Below are 24,954 nucleotides of genomic sequence, written 5' to 3'. Positions count from 1 at the left end.
GCGGCGGTCAGGAGCGTTCGGTTCCGGGGCGTTCGCGGTGGCCGCTGCCGAACAGGCGTTCGAGGATGGACCGCTCGGAGGGCCGTTCGGAGAGCATAATCGAGCAGTCGACCTCGTCGACGACGTCGAGGTGGAGCGTCTCGGTGACGAGTCGTGAGAGCAGTCCCTCCTCGGTCGCCCCGAGCGCGACGACGGTGTGGTCGTTCGCCTCCCGCTTGATGGCCGCCTCCACGTTGCCGGAGTCGTCGATGACTATCTCGGCGTCGGCGAGGTCCCGGTCGACGGCCCACTCGCGGATGTACCGCTCGCCGGCATCGACGTGTTCGGGGCCGTCGACGACGTGGAGGATGGTCACCTCGATATCCATGACCGACTGGAGGGCGCGAGCGACCTCGGCGCTCAAATCGGAGTCGGGACCGCCCGCGGTCGGCAGCAGGAACTTCGAGACGTCCAGTCCGCGGTCCTTGACGACGAGGAAATCGCAGGGCAGGCGGTTGGTCAACTCCGCCAGCGGCCGCTCGGCGCGGGCGGCACTCCAGAGGCGGCCGTGGGTCCAGCCCATCAACACGAGGTCCGGTTCGGTCCGGCGGGCGACGTTGAAGACCTCCTCGAAGGAGCGGTGCGTGACGGTCGTCGACGTCTCGAAGCGGATGTCGTAGTCGGCCGCGGTGTCGTGGAGGGATTCGAGTTGCTTTTCGGAGGCGGCCGTGATGCGCTGGCGCTGCCGGCTACCCAGCGACATCCGTTCGGGTGCCTGCACGACGTGGACGGCGTGAACCACGGCGTCTTCGTGGTCGCTGGCGATTGTACAGGCGAGTTCGACGGTCCGGGCTTCGGTCCGCGGGTTCGAGATGGGCACCATGATTCGGTAGCCGGCGTCCTCGCTGAGGCCGGTCTCCGAGGGGTCGAGGATGGGGACGTACGAGCGGCCGACCAGTCGGCCGAACAGCCATTCCCGGGGCGAGAGCCGACGCTCGATGCCCTCGAAACGAGCGGATTCGAGCCGCTGCTCGCTCGTCTGGAAGTAGTTGACGACGGTGACGAGCACGATGCCCCCGATGGTGTTGCCCAACAGGACGGGGAGTACGAACCCCGCCATGCCGGGGACGAAGGCCAACTCGCCGTGGAACATCAGATAGAGCGCTTCGGTAAAGGAGACGACGACGTGGAAGAGGTTGCCGAGCGGAATCGCGAGGAACGCGAGGTAGACGACGACCATCCGGGAGATGGTGTCGCGGGAGGCGAAACTGACCCAGACGACGCCGGCGACGATGAGTCCGGCGAAAAGCGCCTTGAAGAACAGCGACCACCACGCGGTCTCGAAGGCGCCCTTGCGGGCGATGTAGAGGGCCTCCTCGGCGGCCGCAGGCTCGAAGACCCCGCCGTAGGTGAGGACGACGGCACCGGCCGCCCCGCCGAGGAAGTTCCCGGCCAGGACGATACCCCAATGTCGCAGTAGCGTCGGGAGGCTGGCGAGCCGTTCGATGGTCAGCGCGACGGGCGGCAGCGTGTTCTCGGTGTAGAGTTGGTAGCCGCCGATGATGATGTAGATGAAGCCGAGGGGATAGAGCATCGCACCGACGAGGGGGCTGTCGCTTGCGGCGGACATCGATGCATACAGCAGGAACGTGATACTGATGGCGAAGCCGGCGGCGATGCCGCTGAAGAGGAGCTCCCGGCCGCCGGAGGTGACCTCCTCGTCGGCAGCCGCGATGACCCGCTGGAACACCTCGTCGGCCGAAAAGCGGTCCCTGACGGCCTCACCGACCGCGGGGGCACCGAGCTTCGAGCGCTCGATGGCTTCCCGAACCGACTCGTCCAGTTCCTCTTGGCGGATGTCCTCCGAGCCCACGTCGGTCAGTTCCGTCCCGTCGGAGTCGTCCATTACTGGTGTGGTCAAAGGGCGGGAACTTGAGTTTGCGGGACACGACCGAAACCGTCAGCAACCACAAAAAATCAGCCGACGGACGTATCGTACGGGCTGGTGTCGCCCGCACCGGTCATCGCCACGACGAGTCGGCGATGACCGAGGCGTCGTTACGAGACCCGTATCAGTCGCCGACGCCCTCCAGTTCGGTCAGCGATTCGAGGTCCGGCACGTCCTCGGCGGCGTCCTTGATCTGCTCCATCCGCTCGACGTGTTTCTCGGTGGCGAACTGCTGGAGTTCGGCCGGTTGCGGGCCGACGTTCTCGACGTACTGCTCGTCGGGGTTGGCGGCGATCTTGTTGATATAGGGAAGGAGGTCGTTGACCGTCTCGTCCAGCAGGTGTGGGTCGACATCCTCCTCGGTGATGAGTTCCTTCAGTTTCGCCATCCCGAAGCCGACGTGGCGACCCTCGTCCTGCCGAATCTTGGTAAAGCCCTCGTAGAGGCCCGGCAGATGCGGCAGGTCGGTGTGGGTGTCCTTCGCGTAGGACTGCTGCATCCCGTAGTAGCCCGTCTGGGCGAGGATGCCCTCGATGACGAGGTGGTAATGACAGTACGCCCGCGCGAAGTTCTCCGGCGTCGGGGCCTCCAGCAGGCGGTGGGTCGCCTCCTCGTTGCGCTCGAAGAGGTCGTGGTAGGCGTCGTTGAACCACTTGTCGTCGGTCGGCGAGGAGGGTTCGAAGCCGAGGGCCTCCTCGACGGGGTGGATGACCTGCCGCCAGTAGCGGTCGAAGTGGTCGGTGTGTTTGGCCTCCTCGTATATCTGGGTCGTGAGGAACATCTGGTCGTCGAGGTCCTCCAGCGCCGTCGCCAGCGGCGCGAGGTCCTCGGTGACCGCCTGCTCGCCCGCGCCGAAGCGGGCGACGCCCATCCGCATCGAATCCAGCCTGGCCTCGGTCCGGTCGGCGTCTTCCAGATACGAGATGAGGCGCTCGCGGTCGGTGTCGAGGTCGATGTCGAAGGGGTCCCAGTGGCGTTCGACGGCGTTGCGATAGTAGCGCGTCCCGCGGCTCTCCCGGTCGAGTTGCAGGTGTCGTGTGCTATCGATATTCATGGCTCGGTAGCTAATACGGCGGCAGCCACATAGATGTTACACCCCGGAACGAAGGCTCGTTCAAAAGGGAGCAGCCGAGCGGAACCGGCGTTTAAGAACGCAGCGGCCCAACGGACGGACATGCGACTGTTCGTCAGCGTCGATATCGGCGACCTCAGCCCGGAGGTCGACCGGGTGCAGGCGCCGTTCCGGGAGTTGCCCGGCATTAACCCGACCGACCCCGAGCAGGCCCACGTCACGATGAAGTTCCTCGGCGAGGGCGACCACGACCTCGCCGAACTCACCGCGGCCATCGAGGCCGCCGTCGACGGAGCCGAGACCGACGCCTTCGATGCCACGTTCGAGGGACTGGGCGTCTTTCCGTCGCTGGATTACATCAGCGTCATCTGGCTCGGCGTCTCGCAGGGCAGCGAACCCCTTACCGAACTCCACGAGCGCCTCGAATTCGAGACGACCGCGCTCGGCTACGACGAGGAACGCCACGACTTCACGCCACACGTCACCCTCGGGCGGATGGACCACGCCGCCGCCAAGGAGGAGGTCCAGCGACTCGTCGAGGAGACCGACCCCGAAGTCGGCACCGTCCGCGTCGAGGAGCTACGGCTGAAAAAGAGTACGCTGACCGACGAGGGGCCCGACTACGAGACGGTCGAGCGGTTCCCGCTGTAGGCCGGTCGCACGCCCGCGTAACCAGCGGCCCACGGGACCCAAAGGAACAAGAATTTAAACACAGCGAGGGAAGACTCGTCCACTATGGGTAAGAAATCGAAGGCCAAGAAGAAGCGGCTGGCGAAACTGGAGAACCAGAACAGCCGCGTGCCCGCGTGGGTCATCATGAAGACGGACCGTGACACGCTTCGCAACCACAAGCGCCGCAACTGGCGGCGGAGTGACACGGACGAATGAGCGCCGAATTCGACGAGCGCGTCATGACGGTCCCGCTCCGCGACGTCCTCGCGGAATCGAAGGGCCAGCGCGCCGACAAGGCCATGAACCTCGTTCGCTCGCACCTCGCACAGCACTTCAACGTCGACGAGGACGCCGTCCGACTGGACCCCTCGATCAACGAGGAAGTCTGGTCCCGCGGCCGTTCGAAGCCGCCGAAGAAACTCCGCGTCCGGGCCGCCCGCTTCGAAGAAGAGGGCGAGGCGGTCGTCGAAGCAGAGACCGCATAACGTGCTCCGGGCGGCGCTTTCCGGTTCCGACTACGTCGGCGTCTTCGCGCGGGCCACCGACGACGTGCTGCTCGTTCGGCCCGACATCGATGAGTCACTACTCTCGGATTTCGAGGACGAACTCGAGGTGCCGAGCGTCGAGACGACCATCGCCGGCTCCGGAACCGTCGGCGCCCTCGTCGCGGGCAACGAGAACGGCCTGCTGGTCACCGAGCGCATTCGCGACCGCGAACGCGACCGCATCGCCGAGGTGACCGACCTCCCGGTCGTCGAACTCCCCGGCCGCATCAACGCCGCCGGCAACGTCGTCCTCGCCAACGACGAGGGCGCGTACGTCCATCCCGACCTCTCGCGGAAGGCGGTTCAGGCCGTCGAGGACGCCCTCGACGTGCCCGTCGAACGCGGGATGATTGCCGACGTTCGGACGGTCGGCACCGCCGCCGTCGTCACCGGCGACGGCGTGCTCTGTCACCCGAAGACGACCGACGAGAAACTCGACTTCCTCGAGGACCTCTTCGGCGTCTACGCCGACATCGGCACCGTCAACTACGGCGGCCCGCTGGTCGGCTCCGGCCTCGTGGCCAACTCCTACGGCTACGTCACCGGCAACGCCACGACCGGCCCCGAACTGGGCCGCATCGAGGACGCCTTGGGTTACATCTAAAGCCCGAACTTTTTGCACGGGTCGGCTACGCCGACCCGGCAAAAACTTCGATGAAAAAGACACGTCGGCCTTCCCTACGGTCAGGCCTCGGTCCCGCGCGCCGTAGGCGCGCGGCGAACCGCTTCGAGGGGGTTCTTCGAACCCCCTCTCGCGGATGCTGATACTGTTTTTGCCTGCTTGGCTAAGAAGGATGAACCTCAACGATCTCTATATGATATTCAAAATAAATCGTCAACGAGCATCCGCGAGGGGGCGTCCGAAGGTCGCCCCCGAAGCGGTTCGCGGCACCGAGAGAAGCGAGGTGCCGTAGCGACGAGTGACTACCGCGCGCCGGAGGCGCGCGACAGGAACGAGTCGCGCATATTTTCCCCACGTTTTTGCCGCGGAGGCGGGTTCGGCGCCTCGCGCGCCGAACCGCCGGAGCGTGCAAAAAGTGGCTATGCGAACGCGAGGTCCTGCTCGGCTTCGAGCAGTTCGTGGTACCGGTTGCGGATGGTGACCTCGGAGATGTCGGCAACTTCGCTGACGGCGGCCTGCGTGGTCTTCTCGTTGGTCAAAAGCGAGGCGGCGTAGACGGCAGCGGCGGCGAGGCCGACTGGCGATTTGCCGGAGTGAACGCCCTGTTCCTTGGCGTTCTGCAGCAGTTTGCGGGCGCGGTTCTCGGCCTCGTCGGAGAGGTCGAGGTCGCTGGCGAAGCGGGGCACGTAGCTTTCGGGGTCGGCGGGCTGGACTTCCAGTCCGAGTTCGCGGACCACGTAGCGGTAGGTACGTGCGATTTCGCTCTTCTCGACGCGGGAGACGCCGGCGACTTCGTCGAGGCTGCGGGGGACGCCGGCCTGTCGGGCGGCAGCGTAGACCGACGCGGTCGAGACGCCCTCGATGGAGCGGCCGGGCAGGAGGTTCTCGTCGAGCGCGCGACGGTAGATGACGGAGGCGGTCTCGCGGACGTTGTCCGGAAGCCCGAGGGCGCTCGCCATCCGGTCGATTTCGCCCAGCGCCTGCTTGAGGTTGCGCTCCTTGGAGTCGCGGGTGCGGAAGCGCTCGTTCCACTTGCGAAGGCGTTGCATCTTCTGGCGCTGGTTCGAGGACAGCGAGTTGCCGTAGGCGTCCTGGTCTCGCCAGTCGATGTTCGTCGAGAGCCCCTTGTCGTGCATCATGTTCGTGGTGGGGGCACCGACGCGGGATTTCTCGTCTTTCTCGGCGCTGTCGAAGGCGCGCCACTCGGGCCCGCGGTCGATTTCGTCTTCCTCGACGACGAGGCCGCAATCGCGGCAGACGGTCTCCCCGTGTTCGGTGTCGGCGCTCAGTTTCCCGCCGCATTCGGGACAGCCGACTTCCTCTTCGTCTCGTTCGGATTCCGTTTCCGTCTCGGTCGTTCGTGTTCGAGTGTGCTTGCTCATGCTACAAGGCGGGTGCTACCAGGTGGGATACGCCCCGAAAAAGCCCGGTCAGCGGTTCGCTATCATATACAAGTAGCGCCAGTATTTAAATCCAACGATATTTTCATGCGCTGGAACCCGAGCCCTCCGTTATTGAGCGATTCAGCAGAATTGAAACGTGTCCTTAAGTATTAATCGTGGGGTGACGTGTCACGCTCTGCCTCGCTTGCACCCTCGACCGCGGTGGTCAGCGAGACGTTGAAGAACAGCGTCGAGGCGACGCCGCCAGCGACGGTAACGAGGTTCTTGATGGCGTGGTCGACGATGGCCGCCCCCAGCGCGACGGGCCAGACGACGGGCGTCAGCGCAACGACGATGAGCGTGAAGGCGCCCTCGTAGAGGCCGATACCGCCCGGGGAGAGGGGCAGGACCTTGGCGAGGTTGCCGACGCTGACGGCGAAGAAGCCGACGGCCACCAGCGCCCACAGCGGGACGTCGACGCCGAAGGCCGCGAAGACGACGATGGCGGTCACCACGTCGATACCCCAGATGAGGAGGCTGGTCGCGCCGACGACGGCGAAGGCCCGCCGGTCCTCGGCGATGGTCTGGACGTCGCCCGCGAACTGCTCGACGACGCCGGCGACGTAGTCGACGTAGGAGTCGCTGCTGATGCGACCGAGCGCCGACCGCACGAGGTTGCGCTCCGAGCGGGCCGTCGCGAGGATGAGACCCACCGCGAGCAGGGCGGCGAGACCGACGGCTCCAGCGACGAGGACGGCCTGTCGGCCGCTTTGCTCGACGTCTCCGCCCGGACCGGCCGACTGCAGCGCGGTCACGTCCACCCCGGCGGCGGCCAGCGCGAGCAGCGTCGTTCCCGCCATCACCGTAATCGTCAGCAGGTCGAAGACCCGCTCGATGGCCAGCGAGGCGAAGCCGGTGGGATACGGGATATCCCGGCGGGCCTTGACGATGTAGGCGCGGATGGCGTCGCCCGCCCGCGCGGGAAAGACGAGGTTCCCGGTCTGACTTATAAAGACCGCCCCTGTGAGGAACCCGACACTCTCCCGATAGCCCAACTCCGAGAGGATGTCGCGATAGCGGAGGCCCCGGAAGGGCCAGGAGGCGAGATACACCAGCGTCGCGGCCGCCACGAGCGTCGGGTCGGCGTTGCGCATCTCCGCGAGGACCTCCGTCGGGTCGAGATAGACGGTCATCAGCGCGACCGCGAGGACGACGAGCAGCGTCCCGGCGGCCATCGTCACCCGGCGGTCGATCCTCGGCCGGACGCCGAGTTGCCACCACAGCCGGAGAATCTGGCTGCCCATCCCGAAGACGTCCCGCACGAGGTCAACCTTCGTGTCGCCTTTCGGCTCCCAGTCGACCGGGAACTCCTCGATGTCGTAGCCGGCCCGCTGGGCCCGGACGAGTATCTCGGTGTCCCAGAACCAGTGGTCGTCCTCGACGTCGTCGACCAGCGACAGCAGGACCTCACGGTCGAAGGCCTTGAAGCCGCACTGGTGGTCCTCGACCTCGGAGCGCAAGAAGAGCCGCACGAGCGAATTGTAGCCCCGCGAGGCGACGTCCCGTTTAAACGGGCGCTCGGCGACGTTGCCGGGCATCCACCGCGACCCCGTCGCCACGTCGTAGCCGTCGGTTCGGACCGCCTCGACGAGTTCCTCGAGGTGCCGCATGTCCGTCGCGAGGTCGGTATCGAAGTAGACCAGCACGTCGCCGTCGCTTTCCTCGAAGGCGCGTTCGAGGGCGCCACCACGGCCAAGGCGCTCGTCGCTGTGGAAGTGTCGGATTCGGTCGTCCGCCGCCGCCAAGCGGTCGGCGATTTCGGGCGTCCGGTCCGCACAGCCGTCCTCGGCGATGAGCACCTCGAAGGCGTCGGCCGGCAAAAAGGAGGCGAGCGCCTCGACGGTCACCTCGACGGTGGATTCGATGGTGTCCGCCTCGTTGTAGGCGGGCAACACGACGCTTACCTCCCGGTCGGTCATCGGTGCTTGCTGGGGTTGGGCCGGGTATCAACCTTCTGTCTGCGGGCGTCGCCACAACCGCTTTGGTGACCCCGAAAGAAGGACCGCCAATGCAGACGCAGACGCTGGTCATCGGTGGCGCCGTCGTCCTCGCACTCGTCGTGCTATTGGTCGTCAAGGTCGCCTTCGGCGGCAAAAGCGACGCCCAGAAGCAACGGGACCGCGCCCACGAACAGGCCCAACAGCGGCCGCCCGAGGAGGCCGCCGAGAAGGGCGAGACCTACGAAATCGTCGTCCAGGAGACCCAGTACGACCGCTCGCCGCCCGAGGTCAGGGGGACCATCAACGGCCTCCAGACCTTCGTCCGCGAGGTTCCGGACCCCGACGGGTCCAGCGCGCTGACCGAAGGCGACACCGTTCGTGTCCGGGTGATGGACTACGGCACCGAAGGCACCACGGCACAGGCCGACTTCATCGAGCGCGTGTAGGTCCGGAACCGAAGAACCGCAAGACACCTTACCCGCCCCTCGCATCACCACCTGTGCAGACGACCCACGAGATACGCGTCGGCGACGCCCGCGAGTTCGACGTCGAACCGGGAAGCGTCGACCTCGTCGTCACGTCGCCGCCGTATCCGATGGTCGAGATGTGGGACGGGAGTTTCGCCGCCCAGAGCCCCGCCGTCGCCGACGCCCTCGAAGCCGGCGACGGACAGGCCGCCTTCGAAGCGATGCACGACCTGCTCGACGACGTCTGGGAGCGGGTCGCCGATGCGCTTTGCGAGGGCGGCATCGCCGCAATCAACGTCGGTGACGCCACCCGGCGCATCGACGGACAGTTTCGGCTCTATCCGAATCACGCCCGGATTATCGAGGGGCTCGCCGACGCGGGCCTCGGCCAGTTGCCGGGCATCGTCTGGCGCAAGCCGACCAACAGCACGGCGAAGTTCATGGGGTCGGGCACCCTGCCGACCAACGCCTACGCGACGCTGGAACACGAGCACATCCTCCTCTTTCGAAAGGGCGGCACCCGCGAGTTCCCGCCGAAGGACGAGGACCGATACGCTTCGGCGTTCTTCTGGGAGGAGCGCAACGAGTGGTTCTCCGACTGCTGGGAGGTCCGCGGCACCGGCCAGACGCTCGATAACGGCGCCCGCGAACGCTCCGGAGCCTTTCCCCTCGAAATCCCGCTTCGGCTCGTTCGGATGTACTCGGTTCGCGGCGATACCGTGTTGGACCCCTTCGTCGGCACCGGCACCACGTCGCTGGCGGCGCTCGTCGAGGGGCGCAACTCCGTCGGCATCGAGCGCGACGCCGAACTCGCCGAGGCCTTCGAAGCGCGTGCGACCGACGCGCCCGACCTCTCTACGACCATCGCCGACGAGCGCCTCGACCGCCACCGCGAGTTCGTCGCCGACCGTGACGACGAGCCGAAATACGAGGCCGAACACTACGACACCCGCGTCGTGACGAAGAACGAACGACGGATTCGCCTGCCGACGGTCGCCGAGGTCGACCGGAGCGGCGACGACCCCATCCGGGTTACCGCGACCCACGAGCCCTTTTAATATCGGCGTCCACAGTTCGGCCATGACCCTGACGTTCGATTCGTTTCGCCTCGCGGCCTCGACCGCCGACCTCTCCGAGGAGTCGGCGGCCCGCGAGCACGCCGACTGCGTGGAGTTCCGGATGGACCTCGCCGCTGACCCACTCGACGCGCTCGCCGACTACGACGGCGACCTCCCCTTGCTCGTGACCAACCGCGCCGACTGGGAAGGCGGTGAAGCGACCGACGAGGGCCGCACCGACACGCTGAGACGGGCCATCGAACACGAGGCGGTCGCGGCCGTCGACATCGAACTCGCAGCGCTGGAAGAGGGCGACGGACTGGACCTCGTCGAGGCCGCCGACCAGCGGGGCGTCTCGGTCGTCGTCTCGACCCACGATTTCGAGGGGACGCCCTCGAAGGGGCAACTCCAATCCCTGCTCACGCGGGCCGGAACCTACGGCGACGTGGCCAAACTCGCTGTCACCGCCGAGGACCGCTCGGACGCGCTGGCGGTACTCGGGGCGACCCACGAGATGACCCAGCGCGGCGAGCGCGTGGCGACGATGGCGATGGGCGAGGCCGGCAGCCACACCCGCGCAGTTGCGCCGGTCTACGGCTCGAAGATCGGCTACGCGCCGGTCGACCCCGAGAAGGCGACCGCGCCCGGCCAGTACGACCTCGAAACGCTTCGGCGACTGGTCGACGAACTCGCTTAGGACTCGTCGGCCTCTCGCTCGGCGAGATACGCGAGTACCGCCAGCAGGTTCACGACCGGCATCACCGAGGCGTGAATCCACACCCGGTCGTCGACCGCGCCGCGCCGGCGAACGTCGTAGAACACCCACGCGGGAACGAGCAACTCGACGGCGAGGAACGCGAGCGCGAGGAGCCGAACGGTCCGGGAGAACTGGTCCAGAAGGCCCGTCCAGCCGAGCAGGCTGGCCGCGACGACCCCGAAGGCGACGACGAGCGCGAACAACTCGGTGATCGTGAAGGCAAACAGGACGTCGGCATCGTCGCCGGCCATGGCGCCACCTGCGACGCCCCTACTTAAAAATGGTCGTTCGACGCCGTGGGTTTATAAGGGCGTATCGAATACCATTCGCCGTCATGAACGGACGCGGCAACCGACGGCGGTTCGTGGCCGCGATGCTGTCGTTCCTCCAGCCGGGCGTCGGCCACGTCTACCTCCGGGAGTGGATTCGGGCGGTCCTCTGGGGCGCCGTGTGGCTCGGGTCCCTCCTGCTCGTTCTCACGACGGCCGGCCTCGAATTCACGGCCCGGAACCTGCTTGCGACCGCCGGTGGCTTCTTTTCGGCCGTCGACGGCTTCCCGATGGAGGCCGCGCTGGCGATGCTCACGATCTCCGTCTTCGCGACGATGGACGCATACTGGCTGGCCGCCCGCGAGGACTACCGCCTCGACGAGACGCCGCGATGTCCGAACTGCGGCAAGGAACTGGACCCGACGCTGGAGTTCTGTCATTGGTGTACGGCGCGACTGGATGAGAGGTAGTCAAAGAGACCTGCTCGGAGAAATCAGCAGGGCGTTCCGACGGGAATTACTCGGTCTCGTCGCGACCCCGCCACGCCCACAGCGTCCCCACGAGGACTGCGAATAGGGCAACGAGCGCGCCGAATCCGGGCTGGTCGGCCGGTTCGGTGGGCGGCGCCCCTTCCTCGCCATCGCCGCTGTCGACGGTCAGTTCACCCGCCGGGTGGCCGTTTACTTCGACGACCCCCTCGTTCGGTTCCTCGAAGGTGACGTCCAGTTCCAGTTCGGCCGGCTCCTCCGTGCCGAGCGTCACGGCGTGCGTCGAGACGTTGGCATCGGCGTGTGTCACCCGAAGGGTCGTCTCCGACCGTGCGTCGGGGTTGGTAATCCTCACTCGTACCGTAGCCGAATGGCCCACCCGAAGCCACTCCACCGGAAGTGACGCGTTCAGTACTTCGGGCTCCGCCGCTTCCGCCGTCGAGACGCTGCTCGGGGTGGGCGTCAGTGTCGGCGTCGGCGACGATGTCGGCGTCGCGGTCGGTGCGGAGCCACCTGAAGACGACCCGCCCGCGCTACCGGAGCCCCCAGATGTCGGGGTCGGCGTGGGGGTCGGAGTAGGAGTTCCGGTCGGCGTTGCTGTCGGTGTCGACGTTGGTACCACGGTCGGTATTGGCGACGGAATCAGCGTCGGCGTTGGCGATGGGGTCGCAGTCGGTGTCGACGTCGGCGTTGCTGTCGGTGCCGCGGTCGGAGTAGGAGTTTCGGTCGGTGTTGGCGACGGGGTCGGCGTCGGTGTTGGTATCACGGTCGGTATTGGCGGCAGAATCGGCGTTGGCGACGGGGTCGCAGTCGGCGTTGGCGATGGGGTCACAGTCGGTGTCGACGTCGGCGTTGGCGATGGGGTCACAGTCGGTGTCGACGTCGGCGTTGGCGATGGGGTCACAGTCGGTGTCGACGTCGGCGTTGGCGATGGGGTCACAGTCGGTGTCGACGTCGGCGTTGGCGATGGGGTCACAGTCGGTGTCGACGTCGGCGTTGGCGATGGGGTCACAGTCGGTGTCGACGTCGGCGTTGGCGATGGGGTCACAGTCGGTGTCGACGTCGGCGTTGGCGATGGGGTCACAGTCGGTGTCGACGTCGGCGTTGGCGATGGGGTCACAGTCGGTGTCGACGTCGGCGTTGGCGATGGCGTCGCAGTCGGTGTTGGCGTTGGTGACGGAGTCGGCGATGGCGTCGCAGTCGGTGTTGGCGTTGGTGACGGAGTCGGCGATGGCGTCGCAGTCGGTGTTGGCGTTGGTGACGGAGTCGGCGTTGGCGATGGCGATGGCGTTGCTGTCGGTGTCGCAGTCTCTTCATCCTCCTCGTCCTCCTCATCCTCCTCGTCCTCCTCATCCTCCTCGTCCTCCTCATCCTCCTCGTCCTCCTCATCCTCCTCGTCATCGTCCGCGAGAACCGTCGAGGTGTCCCCACCGACCCCGAAGGAGGGGCCTGCCAGTAGGCCGACCAGCAATAGGCCCACCACGAGACACACCTTCAGAGCTGATCCCATACCTGTTGAACGACGAACGCACAATTCGTTATGTGGGGAGATATATCGGTAACGCGACCTTACCACCCGCGAGAACCGCCGCATCGGCGGGATGACCGAAGTCGACGCAGATTCCACCGCGCTGCTCGCGGCCAGTTTCCTTTTATCGGCCGGTCGTGTCACGCCGACTATGCGTCGTCGCAGAGGGAGGTGGCTCGTCGATGGTGGTCGTCGATAGACTCCGCCGGGACCGACGGAAGGGACAGAGCGGCAAATACCTCGTCAGTACCGGCTTGTTCGTGCTGACGGCCGGGCTATTCACGGACACACTCGGTTGGCGATTCGGTATCGCCGACGTTCGGGTGTCGGTGCTCGAAGCCGGACTCCTGCTTCTCGGGGTCGCACTCGGTCGGTTGCTCGTCCGTGCGGCCCTCCGGAAACTCAAGCGGTCGGTGCTCAAGGGCCTCGCCATCGGCGGTCTCTCGCTGGGGGTCGGCATCCCGGCGCTGCCGGCGGTCGCGTCGATACCCTTCGCCGGCCGACTCGCGAAACGACTCCCCTACGATGGCGTCGTCGACCGACTGCCGTGGTTCGGAGCGTCTCGCTACGAACGACTGCTCCGTGCCGTCGGCGGGAAGCGCGGCCTCGGAACCGGAAGCGCGAGCGCGACGCTCTTCGTCTACGGGAATCAGGCCGACAAGCTATCGGAGACCTACGTCGTGTTCGGCCATCGACTGTCGCTGGCGACCGTCTTCGGCCTCTTGGCCGTCCCGGGAGCGTTAATCTACGTCATCCGGAACGTCTGAAATCGCCGACATCACACCGTAGCGCGTGAGTTCTCGCCTCATCGACACCAGGTAGGCGTTCCAGCGGAACCTTTATATTAGCGTTTTCTAATATTAGCATGTGCTAAAATGAGTGGGCAGGAACCCGAGTCCCGAGCAGGGGGCACGCAACCGCAGGGCGCGGACTGTTGTCGACCGGCCAGCCACTCCCTGCCGGAAGACGACATCGCGACCGACGTCCAGACCCTTTCGACCCTCGGGAACGACACCCGGTACGAAGCGCTTCGGCTCATCGCCGAATCCGACGACGGCGTTTGCGTCTGCGAGATAGAGCCCGCACTCGGCGTGAGCCAGAGCGCGGTCAGTCAGGCGCTCTCGAAGCTCTTCAGCGCCGGCCTCGTCGAACGGCGAAAGGAGGGCCGCTGGCGCTACTACACCGCGACGCCCCGTGCGGAACGACTCCTCGACGTCCTCGACGAGACCAGAGAATGACCGACAACACATCCACCCCGGAACCGGACGACGGCGGCCTCACCGCCACCGAACAGCACACCACCGTACGAGAGCGGTACTCGGAGATAGCCACGGGCACGAGGGCAGACACGGATACCTCCTGCTGTTCCGATACCGAGTCCTGCTGTGAGACGACCGCAGGTCTGCCCCACGAACTCGGCTACACGGAGGCGGACCTCGATGCCGTCGCCGACGGCGCGAACCTGAATCTCGGCTGTGGGAACCCGACCGCCATCGCGAGCCTCGATGCGGGCGATACCATCCTCGATCTCGGCTCCGGCGGCGGGTTCGACTGCTTCCTCGCGGCACGGGAGGTGGGGCCGACCGGTCGCGTCATCGGCGTCGATATGACCCCCGAAATGGTGGAGAAAGCCCGCGAAAACGTCGCAAAGAACGACGCCGCGAACGTCGAGTTCCGACTCGGCGAGATCGAACACCTCCCGGTCGCCGACGCCTCGGTCGACGTCATCCTCTCGAACTGCGTCATCAACCTCTCGCCGGAGAAGCCACAGGTGTTCCGCGAGGCCTATCGCGTCCTCAAACCGGGCGGGCGCCTCGCCGTCTCCGACGTGGTCCGCACCGCCGAGTTACCGGGCGACCGATGGGAGCACCTCCAAGCCGACCCGACGTCGGTGGCGTCCTGTATCGGCGGTGCGGTGACCGTCTCCGCACTCGAAGCGATGCTGACCGACGCCGGGTTCACCGACGTTTCCATCGTCCCGAAAACGGAAGACAGCGAGTTCATCAACGAGTGGGACGACGAGCGCGATTTGAGCGAATACTTCGCTGCTGCACGAATCGAGGCCGAAAAGCCGGCATCGGAGCCCGACCAGAAACAGGAGAACACCGAATAACGATGTACCAGCCACCGCTCGACCCACGACCCCGTTCGACCACCAGCGGACCCACGTGGCGGGCCCTCCTCGTCCGGTACGTCGTCGTCGCCGCGGTGCCGATACTCCTCTGGGCAGTCAGCCGACCGGTCACCGCCGTTCTCGTGCTCGGTGGGGTCGCCGTGCTGGGTATCGGCGCGCGACGTGGCTACGGGCTGGTCCGCTGTTTCTACGACTGCCAAGCCATGGCCTTCGACCTCGGCGGGACGGCCCGGATTACGATCAGGCAAGCGCCGGCCGACGACCCATGCTGCCCGACTCGATAACGCTCACGAGCGCCGAAGCGGCAGAGATAGCGTGGCTCGAAGCACTGCTTGAAGCGAACGACCTTCCGAACCGGAACCTCCGCTCGGGACCGGGCCAGTTCTTCGTCGCCCGCACCGGAGCCGAGCGTATCGGTGGCGGCGGGCTAGAATCCTACGGCTCGAACGGCCTCCTGCGTTCGGTCGTCATCGCGGCGACACACCGTGGACGAGGCTACGGCGTCGCGCTCTGTGATGCGCTGGAGGCCCGGGCGCGAACGAACGGCGTGGAAACGCTCTACCTGCTCACCACGACCGCGGCCGCGTTCTTCCGCGAGTGCGGGTACAACGAAATCGACCGCGAGGTCGTGCCGCCCGAGATTCAGGAAACCTCTGAGTTCGCCGACCTCTGTCCGCAATCGGCGACCTGTATGCGGAAATCCCTATAACGGAGTTGCACCCGTCGAAGACGCTCGGCGAGTTACCGAACGCGGAGCCCTACTTCTCGATGATGCTCTCGTCGACTTCCTCGCCGAAGTGGCGGGCGACCTCCTCGTAGTAGACGAGTACCTCGTCGCCCTCTTCGAGGTCGGTCACGGCCTTGCGGCCCTCGCTGGTGGCGACCTTGATGGTCTCGGCGTTCTGCAACAGCGTCTCGATGCGGTCGCCGTTGTCGGTTTCGGCCTCGACGCGGAACATCGGGCGCTGTTCGATCTTCGCGCGGCCGACGATGGTCTCGCGGGTGTTGCCCTCGGTGTCGACGACCTGTACCTCGTCACCGGATTTCAGTTCGGCGAGGTACTTCGTCTCGCCGCCGGGCGTCCGGACGTAGGCGTGGACGGCACCGGCGTTGACCCGGAAGGGTCTGGAGGCGACGTACGGCGAGTCGGCCGTTTCGGCGTGGACGAAAAAGAGGCCGCGGGACATCGACCCGACGAGCATCCCCTCGTCGTGGTCGAGCATGGAGGCGGTGTCGACACAGACGCGGTCCGCGGACCCGGTCTGTTCGACGGCGGTGACCGTCGCCGTCTGGAGGTCGAGGCGTTCGCGTTCGGTCGCATCGCGGACCTCGACGGTCGCGCGAATCTCGTCCGGATTGTCCGAATCCAGCAGGACGGCGTCGGCGCCGATTTCGAGCGTCTCGAAGGCCGTCTTGGCCTCCTCTGCCGTCTGGACGCCGGTGATGAGTTCCGTCTCCCCGCCGATGCGGGCGATGAGGTTTTCGAGGGGGATTATCTGCCAGTCCTCGCCGATGACGATGGTGAAGTCGGCGTCTTTGGCGGCCTCCTCGGCGAAGGCCTCGTAGTCGGAATCGAGGATGCGGACGTATGAGCCTGCGGGGCCGTCGGTGCGACGGAGCGTGGTGAGGTCCGCCGACCCGGAGAAGTCGTTGGGCAGGTCGACGGTGCCGTCGCCCTCGCCGTCCTTGCCGACGATGACCGCGTCGGCCTCGGCTTCCTCTTGGGCCTCGGCGTCCATCACGTGGACGTCGTCGCCGGCGAAAGCGGCGATGTTGACCTGTCCGAGGTCGCGGACGCGGCCCACGTCGCGCTGGTCGACGAGGACCCAGTCGACGCCGGCTTCGAGGCCGGCGGTGATGCGGCGCTTCCGCGCCTCCCAGTCGCCGATGGCGTCGTCGGCTTTCAGCCAAACGGAGCGTGTCATGCTCGTCGGGTCGGGTGGGGCGGTATTTAACGTGGCGGAAGGCGCAGGCCGGCCGCCGACGAACTAATAGTCCCTGAACCGTAGTTTGGGCAAGCATGGAGGGCGACCGACGGCCATCGATGTGGGTGATACTCGCGGCCTGCTGTCTGGTCGGCCTCGTCCTCGGCGGCGCGCTCGCGCCGGCCGCCGGTATACAGACCCCAATCCCCGACCTCGGCGTGGAGGGGGAGGGCGTCGACGATGCCGACGCCGGCGAGGGCGACGAGCCCGGGAGCGGCGACGGCGACCTCGGCGCGAACGGGTCGGGCGTCAGCAACTACGGTGGCGTCTCCGCGGGCGGCTATCCCGAGCGCGCGACCGTCGGCGGCCGCCTCGAGTTGGCCGACCGACCGGCACTGGTCGTCGAAAGTCCCGAACCCGCGCGGTGGCGGCTCGGCGCCTACGCCACCTACACGGGCGATGGGTGGGAGAGTGGGTCCGATTCGCGGGTACCGCTTTCCTCGCCCGTGTCGGCGGTCAGCGCCGACCAACCCGCCTACGAAATCGACGTACGCGCCCGTCGGTCGTTCCGGTCGCTGGCGACGGTCAACCGACCCGCCTTCGCGGCGACGAACGAGAGACAGGTCTTCGTCGACGAGGAGCGAGCCTTCACCGTCGACGAGCCGATTCGGGCCGGCGAGACCTACACGACGCTGACCTACGGCGAGGCGTCGCCAGCGTCGGCGGCGGTCGCAAGCGACGGCGACTACCCGGCGGATATCGAGGCGCGGTACACACGACTCCCGGAGGACACGCCCGACCGCCTCGGCAATCGGACCGCCGAGATAACCGCCGACGCGGGGACGCCCTACGAGTCGGCGGTGGCCGTCGAGCGCTGGCTGGAGGCCACCAAGGCGTACTCGCTGAACGCCACCCACGACCGCGAGGCCGACGTCGCGACCGAATTCGTCTTCGAGATGGAGGCCGGCTACTGCCAGTATTTCGCCACCTCGATGGTCGCGATGCTTCGGACACAGGGGATTCCCGCCCGCTACGTCACGGGCTACAGCCCCGGCGACCGCGTCGGCGACGACGAGTACCGCGTCAGCGAGGCGAACGCCCACGCCTGGGTCGAGGTCTACATCGCCGACGTCGGGTGGGTGACCTTCGACCCGACGCCCGCCGAGGGCCGCGTCGAGGCCGGCCGCGACCCCGCCTCGCTGGACGAACTCGGCGACGACTGGGACGCGACCACCGACGAGGAGAACGCGACCGACGCCCTGACGAGAGCCGATGAACCCGGAGGTTCGATATCCGTCACGCTGACCGACGACCCGGTCCCCGGCCGACCGACGACGGCCGTGGTGACCCGGAACGGGACACCGGTCACGCGAGCAGACGTGCTGTTCAACGGCGAGCGTGTCGGCGGAACCAGCCGCGGCGGGTCGGTCACCGGCATCGTGCCGTACGCCGAGACGCTGTCCGTCGAGGTACGCATCCGGGCGGACCCCTCACAGCTGAATCGGGACGAACTCGATGCCACGGTGGCGTACTCCGCTGGCATCCAGACCGACGGGAACCCGATCGTCGAGTTCCCCTTGCACACGACCGCCGCAATCGACCCGCTCGGCGACCCGACACCGGGCGAATCAATCGAGGTGGTGGCGACGGTTCAGGGCGATCCGATACCCGCCGCCGACGTCAGCGTCGACGGCCAGCGGGTCGCGACGACCGACGACCGCGGCAGCGCGACCGTCGAGTTGCCGGACGCCGAGTCCGCCGACATCGTCGTCGAGCGCGGCGGCGTCAGCGGCGACCGGACGATTCCCCTGCAGTCGAACGAGTCCAGCGATGACGGGAGCGGTCCCCTCTCGGTGTCGGTCACGCCGGAGGGGCCGGCCCCGCTTCCCTACGCGCCGGCGACGGTCCGGGTCGAATACGAGAACGAACCGGTCGGGAACGCGACCGTCACCGTCGACGGCGATGCGGTCGCCGAAACGGGCGCCGACGGGACGGCCACGGTCCGACTCCCGCTTTCGGACCCCGTGACCGTCACCGCGGCCGCACCCGAGGGCTACGTCTCGGACTCGGAGGAGAATCCCCTCGGCGAGACGGCCAGTGCGGACCTCGGCGGCGCCCGCCTGACCGGAACGGCGCGAATCGGCAGCCTCTACCGGAACACGATGGGCGTTCTCGGCATCGGCATCGGCATCGTCGGCGGGTTGGTCGGCCTCGGTCGCCGCCGCGATATCCGCGCCCGGCGTCTGCTTGCCGACCGCGACCGCCTCCTCGCCGATACGTCCCAGTCGGTCCTCGGCGTCGTCGTCGGGACCGGCGCCGCGGTGGATTCGACGCTGCCCGCACTCCGGCGACGGGTCGAAGCGGGCCTCGCGCTGCTGACCGACGGCACGGAGGGAATCAGCACCCTCGGAGCGGCGCTGGCGGCGGCGCTTCGGCGGGGGCTTCGACGAATCGACCCCCGTGCGCTCCTCGCGGCGCTTCGAGGCGAGGACACCGCGAACCGAGCGGCGGGGGATACCGCCCGCCAGCCGACGGTTCGCGAGGCGTGGACGGAACTGCGGGACCACACCACGGTCCCCTCGTGGGCGACCTCGACGCCCGGTGAGATAGCCCGCTGGGCGGTCGAACGGGACGGCCTCCCCGAAGACGCCGTCGCCACTCTGCTTTCGGCGTTCCGCGAGGTCGAATACGGCGACCGGCCACCGGAGGAGCGGGCGGCGGCCATCGAGGCGGCCATCGAGCGGATACGCGAGACCACGACCGCGACAGACGACGGGGGTGCCGACCCGTGAGCGAACGCGTCGGCTGGCGGGGCCTCATCACGGCACTCGGCGTCGTGGGCATCGGCCTCGCCGCCCTGCTCGTGTTCGTGCCTGACGTCGCCGACCCGCTCGGCATCGAGCGGCTAGCGAACGCGGCTTCGGTCGCCGAGGGGGGCGACCGCGCCTTCTGGCTGGCCGCCGTCGGGGCGTGCTGTCTGCTGTGGGTCGCCCGGACGGCCGGCCTCGAAAGCGACGCCGAGGGGTTTCCCGCCCACACGGGAGCGGCCGACGACGGGACCGTCCCGACCGTCGGCCGCGGGTTCGATGCCGCCGTCGAAGCGGCCGCCGACGCCGCCGTCGAGGGGGCCGACCACGACGACGCGAGGGGAACACTCCGCTCGCTGGCGGCCGACGTCGTCGCCCACGCCGACGGCTGTTCCCGGGAGGACGCCGCCGAACGGGTCAGACGCGGCGCGTGGACCGACGACCCCGTCGCCGCGGCGTATCTCGCCGACGCCGTCGACCCGCCGTTCCGGTGGCGGGTTCGGGCGTGGTTCCGGCCACGACGGACGGTCAGACGGCGAATCGACCGAACCGTCGCGGCCATCGAGGAACGGATGGAGGCCCGAGAGCGCCGATGACCTCGACGCTCGGCCGGTTCGACGCCGCGGTGCTGGCCGGAGTCGTCCTCGTCACGACCGGCGCCGTCCTCGGCAACGGCGTCCTCTTCGTTTCGGCGACCGTCCCCTTCGTCTACGTCGTCGCCGCGACCGTCTCCCGGCCGCCCGACCCCTCGGTCGCCGTCGAGCGGTCCCTCGACCCCGCCGTCGCAACACCCGGCCAACCGGCCACCGTCACGCTCACGGTGCGAAACGAGGGCGACCACATCCTGCCGGACGTCCGGGTTCACGACCGGCCGCCGGAGGGAGTCCGCATCGAAGGACGGCCGCGCGGCTGCTTCTCGCTGCGGCCCGGCGAGGCCGATTCGCTCACCTACGAGGTCGTCGCGGGCCACGGCGACTACGAGTTCGGCGACCCGACGGCCCGAGTCCGGCCGCTGTCGGCGGTCGATTTCCGAACCGACCGGCTGTCGGCGACCGGCGACGGGACGCTTCGGTGTCAGCGGCTGTCGGCCAGCCCCGAAATCCGGGCGGCTGCCGACCGGCGAATCGGCACCCGGACGGCCGACTCTCCCGGCAGCGGCGTCGAGTTCCACTCCGTTCGGGAGCACCGCCACGGCGACGCCGCCAGCCGCGTCGACTGGCGGGGATTCGCCAAGACCGGCGAGCTGACGACGGTCAACTTCCTGGAGACGAACGCCTCGGAGACGGTCATCGTCGTCGACGCACGGACGCCGAACCGGGTCGTTCGGGCGCCGGGCTATCCGACCGCGGCGGAGTTTGCGGCCCACGCCGCCGACCAACTGTTCGACCGCCTGCTTGCGGCCGACCACCGGGTCGGACTGGCAGCGCTGGGTATCGACGCCGAAGCCGTCGACATGACGACACCGAGCGACCGGGGCGGCCGGCCGTGGGTGCCGGTCGGCGACGACGCGACCACCCGAACGCGCGTCGAGGCGGTGCTGGATGCGGTCGTCGATGCCGCCGCGGCCGAACGCGCCTCGCCGCGACCGGCCTTCGCCGGCAGCGTCCGCCATCGCGCCGAACCGACCAACGCCGCCGCTCTCCGCGAGCGCGTCCCCCGGACCGCGGACGTTCTCGTCGTCTCGCCGCTGCTCGACGACCCGCCGCTGTCGCTGGCCCGGACGCTGTCGGCCGCCGGCCACACCGTCCTCGTCGTGAGTCCGGACGTGACGGGCGGAGACGCAGGCTCCGACGGCCTCGGTCCACGGGTCGCCGGCGTCCAGCGCCGCCTCCGCCTCCAGCGACTCCGCGCCCGCGGGATTCGGGTCGTCGACTGGGAGACGACCGACCCGATTTCGACCGCAATGGAGGGGTCGACGTGAGCGGCGTCGACCCGAACCGTCCGACGCCGACCGCCGCCGCGGCCGCGCTGGTGGCCGCCATCGGGACGCTCGGGGTAGCCGCCGCCGTCGACGGCGCGGTACCGGGCCTCGCCGGCCTGTTCGCCGGGGCGTGTCTCGCGACGGCCGTGCTGGCGACCGCCGAGACCGACTACGGCGCTGCGATACCGCTTGCCGGAGTCTTCGGCGCGCTTGCCGGCCTCGCGGGAATCGCCGGCCCGCTCGCGGTCGCGGTTGCCCGGGTCCCGTGGCCGCCGATTCCGCCCATCGACTATCTGCCCTTCGCGCCCTTCGCGGCGTTCGGTGCCGCCGTGCTGGTCGGCTTCGGCGCGCTCATCGTCGCCGCCGGGTCGCCGCCGACGGGCCACGCCGGACCGGCAGGAAGCCGTGTCCTCGTCGTCGCCGCCGTGCCCGCCGTCGCCTTCCTCGTCGTCGCGCCAGCCCCACCGCCGAACGCCGTCGTCCTCGCCGTGTTGGTCGTCATCACCGCGGCCGTCGCCGCTCGCTGGACGCGCGGCGGCGAGGAGGTCCGACTCGGCCCCTCGCTTTTCGTCTACGGACTCACGGGGGCCGTCCTCTCCGTCGCCGTCCTGCCCTTCGCCGGCCGCCTCGGGGCCGTCGCTATCGCGGCCGCCGACACCGAGACGGGACGAGGGGCGCTCCGGGAGTGGTTCGCGGCGCTCGGCACCGACGGCGCCGCCCTCGCCGTCCTCGGGACCGCGCTGGCGGTTTCGGGCCTGTTCCTGCTCGGCGTTCGCGCCGCCGACCGGGTGGGCCTGCTCGGCGATGCCGCCGGCGTCCAGTTCGCGAGCCTCGGGGCGTTCGCGGCCGCTATCGCCGCCGCCGTCGACGGCCTCCATCCGGTCGCCGTCTTCGGAGCCGTCGCGGTGAGCCTGCTGGTGTGGGACCTCGGGGAGTTCGCGGCCACGCTCGGCCGCGAGGTGGGCCGCGGCGGCGACACCAGACGCGGCGAACTCGTCCACGCGGTCGGCGCGCTCGCGGTGGCCGGCGTCTCGGTGCTCGCCGCGACCGTCGTCGTCTGGACGGCCGGCCTCGTCCCCGCTGCGCCGGCCCCGGTGTTGCTCGTGGCGACGCTGGCGGCGGCAGTCGGAACCCTGCTACTCTTCGTGGCGTTGCGGTAATCAGTCCTCGTCGACCGCGACCGCCGGCACCTCGACCTCGTCGAGGACCGCCTCAATGACCGCTTCCGGATCGGCGCCCTCGACGGCCGCCTCGGAGGTGAGAACGAGACGGTGGGCCAGCGTCGGGCGAGCCATCGCCTTCACGTCGTCGGGGACGACGAAGTCCCGACCCTCGATGAGTGCGCGGGCACGGCTGGTCTCGAAGAGGCGCTGGATGCCACGGGGGGAGACGCCGACATCGACGCGGTCGTCCTCGCGGGTCGCCCGACCGAGGTCGATGACGTAATCGCGGATTGCGCCGTCGACGCGAACCGTCTCGGTGGCCGCCTGCAGGTCGCTGACACGACCCGACGCCAGTACGGCCTGCGGGTCCGGCGCGCGGGTCGTCCGGTCGGCCCGGCGGTCGATGAGTCGGCGAGCGCCCTCCCGGTCGGGATAGCCGAGCGCGGTCTCGAGGGCGAAGCGGTCCCGCTGGGCCTCCGGGAGGGCGAAGGTGCCCTCCTGTTCGACGGGGTTCTGGGTGGCGATGACGAAGAACGGTTCCGGGAGGTCGTAGGTCGTCCCGTCGGCCGATACCTGCCGTTCGGCCATCGCCTCGAGCAGGGCGGCCTGCGTCTTCGGCGGCGCGCGGTTTATCTCGTCCGCGAGGACGACGTTGGCGAAGACCGGCCCCTCGGCGAACTCGAAGGCGCCGGTCTCCTCCCGGTAGATATGCGAGCCGGTGATGTCGCCGGGCAGGAGGTCCGGCGTGAACTGGATGCGGTTGAACTCCAGGCCGAGCGCGGTCGCGAGGCTGCGTGCGGTCAGCGTCTTACCGGTGCCGGGAACGTCCTCCAGCAGGACGTGACCCCGCGAGAGGACGCCGGCCAGTACGGTCTCGAGGACGCGTCTGTCGACGACGACACATTCCTCGACGGCGTCGAGAACGTCCGAGCAGACGGTCGACGCCTCGGATACGTCCATACCGTGAGATGCCGCGCTGCGTATTTCAATCTGTTCGCGGCCAAACAGTCGGGACTGACCGGGAGTGCGAGCGGGCAATAAAAGCGGGGCGCGGGACGGGAGTCGTTTTAGGACGTCTCTTTGTCGGCTTCGTCGATAGCGGGGGATTCGTCCTCGCCGCCGAGGAACCGGTCACGGAAGCGGTCGATACCGCCCGCGACGCCGTTCTCGAAGAACAGCACGACGATGAGGAGCAGCACACCGAAGGAGAACTCCCAGTACTCCTCGAGGAGTGGGAACTGGCTGATCGCCCAGCGGATGTACTCGTAGCTGAACGCGCCGACGATGGGGCCGATGAAGGACAGCGGCCCGCCGATGACGGTCATGATGACCGGCGCCGCCGAGGCCGTCCAGTAGACGTGGTCCTGGGGGTTGACGTTGCCCCCGAGAACGACGAGCATCACGCCGGCCAGTCCGGTGAACAGCCCCGAGATGATGAACGTCATCCACTGGTGGTAGGTCACGTTGACGCCGACTGCACGGGCGCGTTCGGGGTTCTCGCGGATGGCCTTACAGACCATCCCGAACGGCGACTTGACGATGCGCCACAGCGCGTAGACGCTGATGACGAACACGAACACCGTCAGGAAGTAGTACGCCAGTGGGTTCGTGAGGTTGACCAGCGAGAACTCGAAGCCCAGAAGCGAGACGTCGCCGGGGATGAACGTCAGGCCGTCGGACCGGTTGGTGAAGTTCCCGTCACCGATACCGAGGGCCCCCGCGACCTGCCCGGGGACGTCCTGGTTCGCCATCGCGTAGATGGCCATACTGAACGACAGCGTGATCAGCGCGAAGTAGATCTCTTCGAGTTGGACGGCGAGATAGCCGATGAACACGGCGAAGATACCTGCCACGACGATGCCGAGGACGACAGCGAGCGCCCACGTGCCGAGTGGCGCGAGGCCGCCCAGCACGTCGAGATAGGCGCCGAGGACGGTGAACGTCTTCGCGGCCGTGTAGCCGGCGACCCCGACGAACATGGCGTGGCCGAACGACAGCAGGCCGGTGTAGCCGTACAGCAGGTTGAATGCCGTCGCGAAGATGGCGAAGATCAGCGTCTCGGTGAGCAGGGAGATGTGGAACCCCGCGAGCCCGCCCGCGAAGATGACCTGAAACAGCAGCGGAATCAGCAGGAGGACCACCGTCGCAACCGCTAACAACGTCTTCGGGTCCTCATCCGTCAACAGCCGTCTGCGCATGCTGATACTCATCGATGAC

At 68.0% G+C, this 24,954-nt stretch carries 27 protein-coding genes; 18 read left to right on the top strand and 9 right to left on the bottom strand.

The window, feature by feature from the left end; translation table 11 throughout:
• Window positions 1–7: 7 nt before the first annotated feature.
• Complete coding sequence (locus U5914_RS05550; protein WP_336134765.1) at window positions 8–1,885, bottom strand: formate/nitrite transporter family protein; 1,878 nt, start codon at window positions 1,883–1,885, stop codon at window positions 8–10.
• A gap of 166 nt (window positions 1,886–2,051) precedes the next feature.
• A complete protein-coding gene (locus U5914_RS05545) occupies window positions 2,052–2,981 on the bottom strand; it encodes a ribonucleotide-diphosphate reductase subunit beta (protein ID WP_336134764.1) in 930 nt (309 codons plus the stop codon).
• A 120-nt stretch (window positions 2,982–3,101) separates the two neighbouring features.
• On the opposite strand from U5914_RS05545, the gene thpR reads away from it, so the two are divergent.
• From thpR to U5914_RS05525, 4 genes are all read left to right on the top strand, one after another.
• Window positions 3,102–3,650 (top strand): RNA 2',3'-cyclic phosphodiesterase, encoded by a 549-nt coding sequence (gene thpR / locus U5914_RS05540; protein ID WP_336134763.1) that lies wholly within the window; start codon window positions 3,102–3,104, stop codon window positions 3,648–3,650.
• Window positions 3,651–3,734: 84 nt separating this feature from the next.
• On the top strand, window positions 3,735–3,887 hold the full coding sequence (locus U5914_RS05535) for a 50S ribosomal protein L39e (RefSeq protein WP_332311913.1): 153 nt from the start codon (window positions 3,735–3,737) through the stop codon (window positions 3,885–3,887).
• Window positions 3,884–4,156, top strand: coding sequence for a 50S ribosomal protein L31e (locus U5914_RS05530; RefSeq protein WP_178290583.1), 273 nt, complete (start codon window positions 3,884–3,886; stop codon window positions 4,154–4,156). Before U5914_RS05535 ends, U5914_RS05530 begins: the two co-directional genes overlap by 4 nt.
• A gap of 1 nt (window position 4,157) precedes the next feature.
• Complete coding sequence (locus U5914_RS05525; RefSeq protein WP_336134762.1) at window positions 4,158–4,820, top strand: translation initiation factor IF-6; 663 nt, start codon at window positions 4,158–4,160, stop codon at window positions 4,818–4,820.
• Window positions 4,821–5,257: 437 nt separating this feature from the next.
• On the opposite strand, the gene U5914_RS05520 is transcribed toward U5914_RS05525, so the two are convergent.
• Together U5914_RS05520 and U5914_RS05515 are read right to left on the bottom strand one after the other, a co-directional pair.
• Complete coding sequence (locus U5914_RS05520; RefSeq protein ID WP_336134761.1) at window positions 5,258–6,220, bottom strand: transcription initiation factor IIB; 963 nt, start codon at window positions 6,218–6,220, stop codon at window positions 5,258–5,260.
• Window positions 6,221–6,390: 170 nt separating this feature from the next.
• Entirely contained in the window at window positions 6,391–8,199 is a 1,809-nt protein-coding gene (locus U5914_RS05515) for a flippase-like domain-containing protein (protein ID WP_336134760.1), read from the bottom strand.
• A gap of 89 nt (window positions 8,200–8,288) precedes the next feature.
• On the opposite strand from U5914_RS05515, the gene U5914_RS05510 reads away from it, so the two are divergent.
• From U5914_RS05510 to U5914_RS05500, 3 genes are read left to right on the top strand one after another with little or no spacing between them, the layout of a single operon-like run.
• Window positions 8,289–8,666 (top strand): hypothetical protein, encoded by a 378-nt coding sequence (locus U5914_RS05510; RefSeq protein ID WP_336134759.1) that lies wholly within the window; start codon window positions 8,289–8,291, stop codon window positions 8,664–8,666.
• 53 nt (window positions 8,667–8,719) lie between these two features.
• Window positions 8,720–9,745: a DNA-methyltransferase gene (locus U5914_RS05505; RefSeq protein ID WP_336134758.1), complete on the top strand. Its 1,026-nt coding sequence runs from the start codon at window positions 8,720–8,722 to the stop codon at window positions 9,743–9,745.
• A 22-nt stretch (window positions 9,746–9,767) separates the two neighbouring features.
• On the top strand, window positions 9,768–10,442 hold the full coding sequence (locus tag U5914_RS05500; RefSeq protein WP_336134757.1) for a type I 3-dehydroquinate dehydratase: 675 nt from the start codon (window positions 9,768–9,770) through the stop codon (window positions 10,440–10,442).
• On the opposite strand, the gene U5914_RS05495 is transcribed toward U5914_RS05500, so the two are convergent.
• Window positions 10,439–10,753 (bottom strand): hypothetical protein, encoded by a 315-nt coding sequence (locus U5914_RS05495; RefSeq protein WP_336134756.1) that lies wholly within the window; start codon window positions 10,751–10,753, stop codon window positions 10,439–10,441. The genes U5914_RS05500 and U5914_RS05495 overlap by 4 nt on opposite strands.
• Before the next feature lie 83 nt (window positions 10,754–10,836).
• On the opposite strand from U5914_RS05495, the gene U5914_RS05490 reads away from it, so the two are divergent.
• On the top strand, window positions 10,837–11,241 hold the full coding sequence (locus U5914_RS05490) for a zinc ribbon domain-containing protein (RefSeq protein WP_336134755.1): 405 nt from the start codon (window positions 10,837–10,839) through the stop codon (window positions 11,239–11,241).
• Between the two features lie 46 nt (window positions 11,242–11,287).
• On the opposite strand, the gene U5914_RS05485 is transcribed toward U5914_RS05490, so the two are convergent.
• Complete coding sequence (locus U5914_RS05485; RefSeq protein ID WP_336134754.1) at window positions 11,288–11,614, bottom strand: PGF-CTERM sorting domain-containing protein; 327 nt, start codon at window positions 11,612–11,614, stop codon at window positions 11,288–11,290.
• Window positions 11,615–11,714: 100 nt separating this feature from the next.
• Here U5914_RS05485 and U5914_RS05480 point away from each other — a divergent pair, with 100 nt between their 5' ends.
• From U5914_RS05480 to arsN2, 6 genes are all read left to right on the top strand, one after another.
• On the top strand, window positions 11,715–12,821 hold the full coding sequence (locus U5914_RS05480; protein WP_336134753.1) for a hypothetical protein: 1,107 nt from the start codon (window positions 11,715–11,717) through the stop codon (window positions 12,819–12,821).
• A gap of 148 nt (window positions 12,822–12,969) precedes the next feature.
• Window positions 12,970–13,554, top strand: coding sequence for a hypothetical protein (locus U5914_RS05475; protein ID WP_336134752.1), 585 nt, complete (start codon window positions 12,970–12,972; stop codon window positions 13,552–13,554).
• A 108-nt stretch (window positions 13,555–13,662) separates the two neighbouring features.
• The gene (locus U5914_RS05470) at window positions 13,663–14,025 is read left to right on the top strand and encodes an ArsR/SmtB family transcription factor (protein WP_336134751.1); all 363 of its coding nucleotides are present in this window, start codon (window positions 13,663–13,665) and stop codon (window positions 14,023–14,025) included.
• Window positions 14,022–14,900, top strand: a complete 879-nt coding sequence (locus U5914_RS05465; protein ID WP_336134750.1) for an arsenite methyltransferase — start codon at window positions 14,022–14,024, stop codon at window positions 14,898–14,900. Before U5914_RS05470 ends, U5914_RS05465 begins: the two co-directional genes overlap by 4 nt.
• A gap of 2 nt (window positions 14,901–14,902) precedes the next feature.
• Entirely contained in the window at window positions 14,903–15,205 is a 303-nt protein-coding gene (locus U5914_RS05460; RefSeq protein ID WP_336134749.1) for a hypothetical protein, read from the top strand.
• The gene (gene arsN2 / locus U5914_RS05455; RefSeq protein WP_336134748.1) at window positions 15,187–15,630 is read left to right on the top strand and encodes an arsenic resistance N-acetyltransferase ArsN2; all 444 of its coding nucleotides are present in this window, start codon (window positions 15,187–15,189) and stop codon (window positions 15,628–15,630) included. Before U5914_RS05460 ends, arsN2 begins: the two co-directional genes overlap by 19 nt.
• A 49-nt stretch (window positions 15,631–15,679) precedes the next feature.
• On the opposite strand, the gene U5914_RS05450 is transcribed toward arsN2, so the two are convergent.
• Window positions 15,680–16,846, bottom strand: coding sequence for a 3-dehydroquinate synthase II (locus U5914_RS05450; RefSeq protein ID WP_336134747.1), 1,167 nt, complete (start codon window positions 16,844–16,846; stop codon window positions 15,680–15,682).
• Window positions 16,847–16,941: 95 nt separating this feature from the next.
• Between U5914_RS05450 and U5914_RS05445 the strand changes: the two genes are divergently transcribed.
• Genes U5914_RS05445 through U5914_RS05430 form a run of 4 tightly spaced genes read left to right on the top strand, consistent with a single transcriptional unit; the run spans window position 16,942 to window position 22,734 of the window.
• A complete protein-coding gene (locus U5914_RS05445; protein WP_336134746.1) occupies window positions 16,942–19,638 on the top strand; it encodes a transglutaminase TgpA family protein in 2,697 nt (898 codons plus the stop codon).
• Window positions 19,635–20,249, top strand: coding sequence for a DUF7269 family protein (locus U5914_RS05440; protein ID WP_336134745.1), 615 nt, complete (start codon window positions 19,635–19,637; stop codon window positions 20,247–20,249). The genes U5914_RS05445 and U5914_RS05440 overlap by 4 nt, the downstream gene beginning before the upstream one ends.
• Window positions 20,246–21,574, top strand: coding sequence for a DUF58 domain-containing protein (locus tag U5914_RS05435; protein ID WP_336134744.1), 1,329 nt, complete (start codon window positions 20,246–20,248; stop codon window positions 21,572–21,574). The genes U5914_RS05440 and U5914_RS05435 overlap by 4 nt, the downstream gene beginning before the upstream one ends.
• Entirely contained in the window at window positions 21,571–22,734 is a 1,164-nt protein-coding gene (locus tag U5914_RS05430; RefSeq protein WP_336134743.1) for a DUF7519 family protein, read from the top strand. Before U5914_RS05435 ends, U5914_RS05430 begins: the two co-directional genes overlap by 4 nt.
• On the opposite strand, the gene U5914_RS05425 is transcribed toward U5914_RS05430, so the two are convergent.
• Window positions 22,735–23,697, bottom strand: coding sequence for an AAA family ATPase (locus U5914_RS05425; RefSeq protein ID WP_336134742.1), 963 nt, complete (start codon window positions 23,695–23,697; stop codon window positions 22,735–22,737).
• Window positions 23,698–23,804: 107 nt separating this feature from the next.
• Complete coding sequence (locus tag U5914_RS05420) at window positions 23,805–24,947, bottom strand: branched-chain amino acid ABC transporter permease (RefSeq protein WP_336134741.1); 1,143 nt, start codon at window positions 24,945–24,947, stop codon at window positions 23,805–23,807.
• Between the last annotated feature and the right edge of the window lie 7 nt (window positions 24,948–24,954).

Origin of the sequence: Natronomonas amylolytica (genome assembly GCF_037031205.1) — an archaeon.
Taxonomy (GTDB): Archaea; Halobacteriota; Halobacteria; order Halobacteriales; family Haloarculaceae; genus Natronomonas; species Natronomonas amylolytica.
Note: the sequence above shows the minus strand (reverse complement) of the source record. Positions and strands in the feature narration are given on the sequence as shown.